We start from the raw sequence: 8,600 nt of genomic DNA, 5'->3' as shown, positions 1-8,600 counted from the left end.
GGCAGGAAGCGGTTGAAGGTGCCGGGATCATCACGACCGTCACCGCCGACAAACAGTGCGCCACCATCCTCACCGACAACATGGTTGGTTCCGGCGTTCACATCAACGCCGTCGGCGGCGACTGCCCCGGCAAGACCGAACTCCACAAGGACATCCTGCTGCGCTCCGACATTTTCGTCGAGTTCCCGCCGCAGACACGCATCGAGGGCGAGATCCAGCAGCTGGATCTCGACCATCCGGTGACCGAACTCTGGCAAGTAATCGCCGGCAAGGTGCAAGGCCGGAGAGACGCCAAGCAGATCACGCTGTTCGATTCCGTCGGCTTCGCCATCGAGGATTTTTCGGCCCTGCGCTATGTGCGCGACCAGTTGCAAGCGACCGGCCTCTACGAGGAGCTCGATCTGCTGGCCGATCCCGACGAGCCACGCGACCTTTTCGGCATGCTGCTGAGGGCAGCCCTGAAGCCGGCCGCATAAAAGGCTCGCTTAAAACTGCAGAGACGGTATGGTTCCCATCAGAGGTCACCACGGGCGACCCACCCTACGTTTCCGGTCGACAGCGTTCAGGAAGACCACGAGATCATCGGCATACTCCATGTCGAGGTCGACGGCTTGGTGGCCTTCGTACACAGCCGGCAGCCCGGTGAACACGTCGAACACCATCCAGGACTCATCCGCTTCCTTCCTCAAGTCGTACCGTAGGGACACCATCAGGGAAGCCTAATGTGGGTCGGGAATATTTGGTAGAAATTTCTGAGCGGGTGATCGGATGATAGGCACGCGCGCCGACCCCCCGTGCCCATCAGGTTCCACGACAAGAGGCACGGCCGGTTCCGTGCGTTGGCAGCTCGCGGCAATCCCTATCTGCGTGGTCGTCCCATGCAAAAAGCCCGTCGCTTCGGGGGAAAGCGACGGGCTTTTGTAGGGCGGTATTGTAACATAGCCGCTCCGTAATGATGACTGGCACCGGTGAACATTCGATTAAAAAGCCCGCCAACCTTTCGGCTGACGGGCATAGCTAGGACTGGCTAGGATCTACCCAGCACCGGCTTGGTATCTTGGCAGAGCAGTTGATTGCAAGATCAGGCTGGCACAATTTTGGATTGGACGGCTGAATCAAACGCCCGCCGACGGAAGCCCGAGAGTAGGCCCGCGCCCAAGCTCGGGGCAAAGGCGGGCCCGGCCAAGGGTCGCGCACCTTGACCAGCAGCGAGGGGTGCTGCCGCCAGAGAAACCAGTCGCTAAATATTAGGTTCCGCTAATGTGATCAAAAAGGCCCACACCCGACATAAGCAAGGGTGGGCGGGTCTTGGAGTGGCTAGGAATCAACCCAGCATAGGTCAACGAGCGGCGGAGGGCTGGTTGCGCTCATCGTTCACCGGCATTTTACCTTACGCGACGTTTCCCGGGCGTTGACGGCATGGTAAGCCGACCACAAGGACGCGGTGCGGTTCGATCGGGAGATGGGGGCATCACTCGGTCGGGCCAGGCTCAGGCAGGGCTCCGCGTCCGCACCATTTCAAAATTCGGGCATAGGTGAACGAGCGGCGGAGGGGTTGGTTGCGATCACCTATTGCCGCTCTCTGCCCTTAAGCTCATCCAGAGAAACAGAGCGCCCGAAATTTTCGTGGACCGCGTAGCCTTGACGCACCGCCTCCGTTGGCAGTTTCTCCATAACCTTCCGCTTGGCAATCTCCCGGCGAATTGCCAGCGCACGACGGATTATGGCGGGTCCGCCCTCCTGCCCAATTGCGCTTGCACCTTCATTGCTGTGCGGTGCCGCGCCCGAACTGGTTCATGCAGAGTTTCCTGACCATGCGCCAGCCGCGTTCCATCGTAACTTCTTGTCTTGTGCACCTGGTGCGCTTTGCTGTAGCGAGGCTGCTGACGCAGATCGGGCTACGGCACCTGAAGAGCAGATGAAAGGTCGGCCAAATGCCTGAAGATCTTATCGAGTCCGACGTGGAATTGCTGGAGATGACCGCTGACATCGTTTCCGCCTATGTCAGCAATAACCCGGTTCCAGTTGCGGAACTCGCCCGCGTAATTGCCGATACCTATGAGGCGATCAGCAAGCTGCAGGGCGCGCGCCCACCCAAAGCGGAAGAGAAGCCTACACCCGCTATCCCGATCAAGAAATCGGTGACGCCCGATTTCATCATCTGTCTGGAAGACGGCAAGAAGTTTAAATCGCTCAAGCGGCACTTAGGCACCCACTACGATCTGACGCCAGATGCGTACCGCGCGAAATGGGGCCTGCCCTCCGATTACCCAATGGTTGCGCCGAACTATGCCGCGGTGCGGTCCGCGATGGCGAAGGCGATCGGCCTGGGACGGAAGGCCGTAGAGCCTGAACCCGTAACGTTGCCGGCGCCGGCCAAGCGCCGCAAGATCGGCATCAAGACAACCTGACATCCGGGCTATTTTGCACAAAAGCCCGCATTCTGTTCAAGGGCGCGGAGCGATCGCCTTCCGTCAGAAAGAACCCTGCCTCTTGTTCCATGGCAGCCGCTGCCGAGTACATTAGCCCTCAAGGGATGATCCCCCTCTAGCCGACGGCATCTGGGAAAACGCGGCGATGATTGCCTCGAGCGACACATTCAGTGCGTTCGAAAAGGTCCTGCCCTTCTGCCAAATCGCAACGTAGTGATAGAGCGCGGACGGTTCCACCGGTTTTGCTTCGAGATGAAATGCCGCGTATTCACGCGCAATGATCTCATTGGTTATCGAAATGCCCAGGCCAGCCGAAATGTATCCGGCTTCGTGACCGTTGCAATCGAATTCCACCAGTATGTCTGGCTCAACGCCGGCGAAGCGCAAGGCATTAAAGTTCATTTGGTGGGCCGCGAACTGGGGATCGATATCGACGATCGTTTCGCCTGCCAGGTCTTGCGCCTCGATACAGGTCTGTTTTGAAAAGCGGTGGTCGGGATGAAAGATGCATACGTTTCGTGCGGATCCAAGCGGCGCCCACTCAAACAGGCGTGGATCCAGGGGCAATCTCGAGATTCCGAGATCCGCGCGCCCAGCCAGGATGTGCTCGCCGATCTGCTCGTAGCTTCCCGAAATCGACCGGACATTCGAAGCGGTCTTTGAGTGGATAATCGCCACGACCTTGGGCAAGGTCACGAAGCCGAAAACAGAGGGCGCGGCAATCGCAATCCGTTGCTTTTCCTCGTTCTTCATAGCGAAGATCGACGCCTCCAGGCGATCGAGCGACGTCAGGGCAAGTTCTACGTTTCGCAGGAGTTCCCAGGCTTCCTGCAAGGGGACGATGCGGTTGGCTGATCTCTTGAAGAGTGTGATGCCGAGCGTGATCTCGAGTTGCTTCACGTGTTGACTGACAGCCGGCTGGCTTATCCCGAGCGCTGCCGCCGCTCGCCTTGTCGATCCGGCCCGCAAGACTTCCCGGAACACCTTCAGTTGACTCAGCAGGCGCCGGATCTGCTGCGGCTCCTTCGACCAGGAGTTTTCGAGCGCCTCCCAGACCTGCTCCTGACGCGTGTGATCGTCGGTCACGGTAGGCCATGAGTTGCTCGAGCTGCATGCCATCCTGCTCGTAAACCTCCTGCAGCTTGGCCGAAACCCTGGCCAGCCTCAGGCGCTGCTGCACGAATGTTGCGGAGACGAAGAAGCGTGCCGCAATCTCCTCATGGCTCGCGCCCTGGTCGTGAAGGGTCTGGAAGGCGCGAAACATGTCGAGCGGATGTAAATCTTCGCGCTGAAAATTCTCGGCCAGCGAATCCTCCTCGATCGGGACCGCGCTGTGAGCGTCGCTGACAACGCAGGGAACTGGCTCGGTCTTGATCATGCGCTTCTGCTTGACCAGCAGTTCCAGCGCGCGATAGCGGCGCCCGCCAGCCGGCACCTCAAACATGCCGGTCTCGTTACCCTCGCCATCCAGCACGGCCGGAGAGGCTCTGGAGCAGGCCGCGCCGTGCGATCGACGCGGCGAGGTCCTCTATCGTTTCCCCGCGCTTGATGCGCCGGACATTGGACTGGCTCAGCATCAGCTTGTTGAAGGGGATGTCACGTGAAGCGTGAGGGTGATCGTCTGCTTGGGCGTAGCCATGGGATTATCTCCGCGACGGGGCGACCGAGACTCTCTCGACCTCCACCCCGTCAAAAAAGACGGGCGCAGCCCTCTCACTCTGAGGACTGCGCCGCACACCGAAGATCCAGAGGGGGACAGGGCCGCAGACACGACTTTGCGCATCTGCGGCTTTGCGGATTTCAAGGTGAGATCTCACTTGCCGTCCCGGCCATGCTGGGCGGCGTGGTAGAGATGCGTTCGGCTCGCGAAGGTTTCCGACCCGGCGGGCGGCCTCTGCCCAGACCGAAATCGGCAGGTCGGTGCCAAAGAGGATGCCGCGCTCGATGCCCATGCCGAAGGGCAGCCGGATCGAAGTCATCTCAAGGACACGAGAAACTGCCCTGCTCCGGATAGCCGAGATCGGCGAGACCGAACATGGTGTCGCCATCGGCATCCAGCGCGGTTGCGAGTCAGGCTCCTTCGCCGAGTGGATTGAAGAACTTCACGACCGGTACGTGTTCGGCGTCGCGCCCGCGGCCGTAGCGAACCCCCGCCGCCCATGTGGCTCGACGGCCCGCTCCGGTATTTGCTGTCGCGCCGCTTCGACACCATGCCCTCGAGGCCGGCCTCGAGGGCAGGTGATAGATTGCCTTTGCATCACCCGGCAGAGGTTCGCTGAACTGGATGCTCCCGCCCGGCTCGATCATGCTGACCAAGATCTCGCGCCGCTCCTCCAGCGCCATGTCGCGCAGATCGTGTCCATTGAGGTGCACCAGGTCGAACGCGACGAAAGAGAGGTCATGCTGCTGGCGGGTGATCCCCTTGCGCAACTCGCCGAAATCGGACAGGCCGGCTTCGTTAAACACCATGATCTCGCCGTCGACGATGGCGCTTTCCGCGCCGAGGCTCTTAGCTTTCGTTTACCGGTCGCGATACTTCGCCGCCCAGTCGTGGCCGTTGCGCGTGTAAATCCTGGTGCCGTCTTTATCGATGATAAGCTGTGACCGGTACCCGTCGAACTTGACCTCGTGAATCCAGCTATCGCCCTCCGGAGGCTTCTCCACCAAGGTCGGCATCAAAAGCGCGACGAACTTCAAACGCATGGACAGGAATCACAAAACCGCGATTTAAGCCACAAGATCGGCAATCGGTTCCGGGAACATTTTAGCTTCAATACATGTTTCATTGGTTATGGAGATCCAGACCGACGAATGCCGGGCAGCGTTGACGCTCATCCGGCGTACAATCGAGGAGCACTGCCCGCCCGGCGTGCTGCCGAGCGAAGAGGTGGTCAACGGGCTCTATGGGCCGGAGCTGATCCATGAGGCGGAAGCGATTGCTGCGGCCATAGTCGCAACTATCGATCAGATGCAATTGCGCGTGATGATGAAATCGCCTTCCCCCAGTATCAAACCGTAAGCCGCCACAGGGAAGCCTGCCGATGCGCGTTTCCGCTGACCGCCGAAGCGTCCCGCGCGTCCGGCGCCCGCTTATGGCCAGCGTGAACGCAGGTTCCTTCTAGGGAACAGAGCCCAAAGCCGCACGTTCTGTTATTTGATCCAAAGGGGAGTACAAAAATGGTACGCCAAATCGCAACAACTATAGCGCTGCTCATTCAATTTCCAGCTTCCGCATTTGCAGACACTACCCAATATTGGGCCGCAAAGGATGCCGTTTCGAAGCAGTGCGAGGTGGTGACAAAGAAGCCAGACGGAACCCTGGTCATAGAGCTTACGAAGGCCACATATAAGACCGAGGCGGAAGCGAACGATGCCTTGAAGAAGCTTCCAGATTGCAAGAAGTGACTGCCTGTGTCGTTTGCTCGAAGCGCGTCAACAATCGCCCTGCCTTGCCCTCAGTGCCATACACTGATGCGCCATACGGCGGGAAAGACCTTCCTGCTTGTCCAGCCAAGGCCCGAAATGACCGCGCGGCAATGATGCCTTGGCCTCCAGCAGCTGGTGCCCGATCGCCAGCTTGCGATCTTCGGAGCGCCGAGCACCAGTTGATCGACCCTTTGCGGCCTCGCTCGCTCGGATGCGATTGTCGACATGTGGGGCGCCCCCTGTCGCTGCCGCGCCATCATGTAAATCATGCCCGCGAGCGCATGGCCCTGGTGAACGATCCCGCGGAGCTCGTGGGCAAGCGCCATCATTGGCCCGAGCGGGATCAAATCGAACATCTCGAGCAGCGCCGTGGTGTGTTGCTCGACCAGGTCGGGACAGGCGCGCAGCAGGTCAGAGATCGCCGTCAGGGAGGTTTCGTCTATCAGGGCGTTGTTGCCCTGCCCTTCAGCAAGGATGCACATGACGAGGCGAGCATGTTCGACGCCGTGGCGATCGATGATCCGCCGGATCGTGGCGACGGCTCGGGTCTCTCCCGGAGGCGGGTAGGCCGATTTGCTGACGATCCTGACGTCAAATTCCTGGCAAAGCGCTTTCACGCGAGGATCGACGACCATGCCGGAGAGGATATCGCGAGGAAGAGGGTCTGTCCGTGCCAGCATGCCGCGCCGCGGTTGGAACACGATATTGCATAAGTGGAGACTTATGCGCAAGGCTAACCGGTGATCAAACCAACTTTGGATTTGGCGCACTCTTTCAGTAGACCAAGACCGAGATCCTTCACCACACTGAGGGGCAACCCGGCCAATTCGGCGGCAGAAAACGACTGCTTTATCTGGTTCCAGACGCCTTTGTTTTGCAAAGCCGCAAGGAAGTCGCGACCTTCCCAAGATAAGTCTTTCATGAAAACAAGCGCATAGGGCGCGTTGATCCGTCTGGACGGCGGCCCTTCGATGAAGCCCGCGCGGAAAGCATCTCGATATGACGGCCAACCACCACTTCGTCATGGCCTTCCAGTGTCAGCGGTTTTGGTGTCAAGTCGGTTCGATACTGCACTGCGAGCAAGATTTCCCGGATCAATTCCATGTCGCGTTTCACGCCAGCCCTCCCCAATGGGTCAAGCGCGACAATAATCTGAAAACCGGATGAAATCATAGCGGCTACCACGGCAGCGCCAGCACGATGCTAGAGGACAGGAGGGAGGCGAGCCTGGCGATCATGCTGAAAGCCCCGGCAGCGAGGAGCTGGCCACGGGCGCCGTCAGCGTGATCTTGCGGTAGTACAAGGCGTTCTTCGACGTGGCAGCGAAGCCGCCGAGGATCGCCCGCTGCATGGTGAGCATCACATTGGCCGTGGTGTCGATGAGCCGGCACCATCAATCGACCTGGCAATGAAACTGTCCGTATAGGTAACGGCGACTTATGCAGTCTAGGTTCGTATTCCAGATCGGTGTTGTCGACGCCTCGGCAGTCGAGTGTGGGGCCACCGTCATACAGCGCCCCCGACAGGCTGCTGGCCGTCCCAGCCACCTTCCGAGGCAGGAACCAAAGCGTACGAGCAATGTTTACCCAGCGAAGGGCATCTTAATTTTTCGGAGAATTGATAATGAGAGCCACCCTGATTATGAGCGCCTTGGCGCTTTGCTTGGCCGCGCCTGCGGTCGCTTCGGCGGATGATTCCATCGTCATCCAAAGCCACCGGCACCACCGTCACCATTATTGGAACAATGACAACGCAGTGATGATCAATCAGTACGGCCAGCGTCTGCATCGGCGTCATCATGGTCAGGTGACCTTCTACGACCAGGGGCGCCGGCATCACCGCTCGGGCGTGATGATCACCGGATCGGTCGATCGTCCCCTCCATCGCCACCGTCACGTAATCATCCAGCAGGACGACAACAGCGATAGCGACTATTGATCGGAGGCCGATGGCCCGGCTTTTTGATCTCAATGAAAGCCGGGCCACGCATCGCGCAGTAGCTACGGAACGAACCGGTTCGCCATGAGTTACCAAATCATGATGGATACCATGGAACCCCAAGGCCACGGCATGGCGGCTGATATTTTGACCTCGGAAGTCGCGAGTGCGAAGCAGCGCATCAACCGGACTGAGATCGCGATTAAACGAACAGAAGAAATGCTGGCCGCGAATATAGCGCTCCGCAGCAGGATGCGGTTTCTGGTCGAGGCCACAGACCGCTTGATGGATCCCCCCAGCAGCAATGAATGACTTCGCGTAGGTTGAAGCTGCCCGGCGTCTCGTTCCTCCGGTCCGCCTGGAAATCGCCGCGGTGCCCACCGGCGACGCTGCATGGATTGTGGACCTCGCCCCCCGGTCATCTGCCGCCATGTCAAACTTTAACGCTGGCGGGCTCGCGACTGTGCTATGGATAATCCGCGGGCGGGCGTTTCTCGGGAGGAGACGCCTATGGAAGTTAGAGATCTTGTGGCCAAGATGTCTGCGGCTTTGCTGAAGCGGCGGGCTGCCACGCCAACCATTCCAATCAAGCCAATCGCCAACTCTTTGGCAAGTCGCTCCGTCGCACCCAACTGGCCGATGCGCCAGACGACACCGCACAAGCCGAGACCGCCGGTGCCGCCCTGCAGCAATATGTAGGACGACCCTCCAGGCGGCGGCGCTAGCCCGGATATCTCACACAGTTGAAGTGCATCGGGGCTCCGAATCAAGGAAAATGCTTCTGCGACAAAGACTTACCTTGAG

13 protein-coding genes and 3 pseudogenes are annotated in these 8,600 nt (G+C 59.5%); 6 read left to right on the top strand and 10 right to left on the bottom strand.

The genetic code is table 11. From position 1 onward, the window contains the following. Positions 1-476: Rossmann-fold NAD(P)-binding domain-containing protein (locus NKI20_RS33020; protein WP_502898184.1), on the top strand; the 476-nt coding region annotated here is incomplete at its 5' end. A 45-nt stretch (positions 477-521) separates the two neighbouring features. Here NKI20_RS33020 and NKI20_RS33015 read toward each other — a convergent pair. Further along, positions 522-710 (bottom strand): hypothetical protein, encoded by a 189-nt coding sequence (locus NKI20_RS33015; protein WP_023762580.1) that lies wholly within the window; start codon positions 708-710, stop codon positions 522-524. A 1,224-nt stretch (positions 711-1,934) separates the two neighbouring features. Here NKI20_RS33015 and NKI20_RS33010 point away from each other — a divergent pair. Beyond that, complete coding sequence (locus NKI20_RS33010) at positions 1,935-2,411, top strand: Ros/MucR family transcriptional regulator (RefSeq protein WP_023762579.1); 477 nt, start codon at positions 1,935-1,937, stop codon at positions 2,409-2,411. A gap of 111 nt (positions 2,412-2,522) precedes the next feature. Here NKI20_RS33010 and NKI20_RS33005 read toward each other — a convergent pair whose 3' ends face one another. The 5 genes and pseudogenes from NKI20_RS33005 to NKI20_RS32985 form a co-directional block, all read right to left on the bottom strand. After that, positions 2,523-3,434: a LysR family transcriptional regulator gene (locus NKI20_RS33005; RefSeq protein WP_502898185.1), complete on the bottom strand. Its 912-nt coding sequence runs from the start codon at positions 3,432-3,434 to the stop codon at positions 2,523-2,525. Further along, positions 3,414-4,071: pseudogene (locus tag NKI20_RS33000) on the bottom strand (ParB/RepB/Spo0J family partition protein); the annotation flags it as partial. The pseudogene NKI20_RS33000 and the gene NKI20_RS33005, both read right to left, overlap by 21 nt. 174 nt (positions 4,072-4,245) lie before the next feature. Beyond that, positions 4,246-4,571 (bottom strand): annotated as a pseudogene (locus NKI20_RS32995) (DUF2958 domain-containing protein); the annotation flags it as partial. A 192-nt stretch (positions 4,572-4,763) separates the two neighbouring features. Beyond that, positions 4,764-4,901: pseudogene (locus NKI20_RS32990) on the bottom strand (ATP-dependent DNA ligase); the annotation flags it as partial. A 51-nt stretch (positions 4,902-4,952) separates the two neighbouring features. Beyond that, entirely contained in the window at positions 4,953-5,135 is a 183-nt protein-coding gene (locus tag NKI20_RS32985; protein ID WP_023762564.1) for a hypothetical protein, read from the bottom strand. Positions 5,136-5,223: 88 nt separating this feature from the next. Here NKI20_RS32985 and NKI20_RS32980 point away from each other — a divergent pair, with 88 nt between their 5' ends. Together NKI20_RS32980 and NKI20_RS32975 are read left to right on the top strand one after the other, a co-directional pair. Next, positions 5,224-5,451, top strand: a complete 228-nt coding sequence (locus NKI20_RS32980; protein ID WP_352838132.1) for a hypothetical protein — start codon at positions 5,224-5,226, stop codon at positions 5,449-5,451. A 158-nt stretch (positions 5,452-5,609) separates the two neighbouring features. Further along, positions 5,610-5,837: a hypothetical protein gene (locus NKI20_RS32975; protein ID WP_023762562.1), complete on the top strand. Its 228-nt coding sequence runs from the start codon at positions 5,610-5,612 to the stop codon at positions 5,835-5,837. A gap of 50 nt (positions 5,838-5,887) precedes the next feature. Here NKI20_RS32975 and NKI20_RS32970 read toward each other — a convergent pair whose 3' ends face one another. From NKI20_RS32970 to NKI20_RS32955, 4 genes are all read right to left on the bottom strand, one after another. Further along, entirely contained in the window at positions 5,888-6,493 is a 606-nt protein-coding gene (locus NKI20_RS32970; protein ID WP_352838130.1) for a hypothetical protein, read from the bottom strand. A gap of 98 nt (positions 6,494-6,591) precedes the next feature. Further along, a complete protein-coding gene (locus NKI20_RS32965; RefSeq protein WP_352838135.1) occupies positions 6,592-6,807 on the bottom strand; it encodes a hypothetical protein in 216 nt (71 codons plus the stop codon). After that, complete coding sequence (locus tag NKI20_RS32960) at positions 6,777-6,974, bottom strand: hypothetical protein (protein WP_352486183.1); 198 nt, start codon at positions 6,972-6,974, stop codon at positions 6,777-6,779. Before NKI20_RS32960 ends, NKI20_RS32965 begins: the two co-directional genes overlap by 31 nt. A 118-nt stretch (positions 6,975-7,092) precedes the next feature. Continuing rightward, on the bottom strand, positions 7,093-7,218 hold the full coding sequence (locus NKI20_RS32955; protein WP_023762557.1) for a hypothetical protein: 126 nt from the start codon (positions 7,216-7,218) through the stop codon (positions 7,093-7,095). Positions 7,219-7,481: 263 nt separating this feature from the next. Between NKI20_RS32955 and NKI20_RS32950 the strand changes: the two genes are divergently transcribed. Then, on the top strand, positions 7,482-7,796 hold the full coding sequence (locus NKI20_RS32950) for a hypothetical protein (RefSeq protein ID WP_031261238.1): 315 nt from the start codon (positions 7,482-7,484) through the stop codon (positions 7,794-7,796). An 84-nt stretch (positions 7,797-7,880) separates the two neighbouring features. Further along, positions 7,881-8,108, top strand: a complete 228-nt coding sequence (locus NKI20_RS32945; protein ID WP_023762555.1) for a hypothetical protein — start codon at positions 7,881-7,883, stop codon at positions 8,106-8,108. The last annotated feature ends 492 nt before the right edge of the window (positions 8,109-8,600 follow it).

Origin of the sequence: Mesorhizobium sp. M0830 (genome assembly GCF_040319965.1) — a bacterium.
In the GTDB taxonomy this organism is placed as follows: Bacteria; Pseudomonadota; Alphaproteobacteria; order Rhizobiales; family Rhizobiaceae; genus Mesorhizobium.
Note: the sequence above shows the minus strand (reverse complement) of the source record. Positions and strands in the feature narration are given on the sequence as shown.